The 1,317-nt window shown below is 66.4% G+C and carries 1 pseudogene; it reads right to left on the bottom strand.

Features of this window, described 5'->3' with window-relative positions:
• Positions 1-1,317 (bottom strand): annotated as a pseudogene (locus ACYP2A_RS22845) (hypothetical protein); the annotation flags it as partial.

Genomic DNA, 1,317 nt, shown 5'->3' with positions numbered 1-1,317 from the left:
CGCGGGCGCTCAAGGCGCCACCGGCGGCCACGGTGCTGCTGCTGTTGAGGAAGTCGCCGCCGATCAGGTTCAGGTTGGCGCCGGCGGTGATGCTGGAAGCCGCGCTGGCTTGGGTGACGGCGAGTTTTTCGTTTTGCTGGATCTTCCAGACGTGGTGTTCCTTGCCGCCGCTGCAATCGAGGTTGCCCAGGCCGGCGGTGCCGCAGGCGATTTCGTCGATGCGGGCGTTGTAGATGCCGGCGTCGTCGACGGTCATTACGTCACGAATGTTGTCGATGCGCCGGGCGGCCAGCAGCATGCCGGCGTCGCTGGTGAGGGTCGCGGAGCGGTTGACGATGCTGTTGGCAAGAGCGCCGCTGGCATCGCGGCTGATTTGCAGGTTGCCGAGGCTGTAGACGTCGCCGTACTGGTTGGTGAAGTCATTGACGAACAGGCCCATGTCGGCACCGCTGAAGATCAGGCCGCGCTGGTTGAGCAAGGTCGCGGCGTTGACGGTCAGGTTGCCGGCGGCGCCGAGGCTGCCGTAGTTGTTCAGGGTCGTGGCATCGAGGCGCAGGCCGGCGGCGCTGGTGATGATGCCGCTGTTGTTGAGGATGCCGTCGATGTCGATGACGGTGCTGCCGCCACCGGCGATGCGCGATGTGGCGTTGTTGAGGTCCAGTTGCGCGGCGTTGAGGGTCAGGCCGCCCAGGCTGGTCAGTCGGCCGGCGCCGCTGTAGCCGCCGGTCAGGCGGACGTCGAGGGTGCCGTCGCTGGCGATCAGGCCGTCGTTTTGCCACTGGCTGCCGCGCCCGGTGAAGCTCTTGCCGGCCAGCAATTGACCGCTGCCGGTCTGGTTGAAACGGTCGATGTTCAGGTTCAGGTTGGCCGCTTGCAGCACGCTGCTGTTGGTCCAGCTGTTGCCGGTCAGGGTCAGGCTGCCGTTGGTGGCGACCCGGCCGCCGACGTTTTGCAGCAACGGCAGACCCAGGCCGAGCACGCCGGTGCCGACGTGCAGAATCGAGCCGTCGGTGTTGATCAGTTTGCCGATCGCAAATTGCAGGTTGCTGTTGGCGCTTTCCAGGGTGCCACGGCTGTTGTCGAACGCGCCGGCCAGGGTAAATACGCTGGTGCCGGTGGTGCCCAAGGCACGCAGGCGGCCTTGGGTGTTGTCGAGGCTGGCGGCGTTGAGGGTCAGTGCGCCGCTGCTTTCGATCAGGCCGGCGCGGTTGGCCAGTACGCCGGTCACGCCCAGGTCGATGTCGGCGCCGGAGATCTGGCCGCTGCTGTTATCGAGACTGCCGCCGCGCACTTGCAGCAGGCGTTTGGCTGATAGCG

This window comes from Pseudomonas sp. 3A(2025), assembly GCF_054589175.1.
The sequence above is the reverse complement of the archived record's forward strand: the minus strand, read 5'-3'. Positions and strand labels throughout refer to the sequence as shown.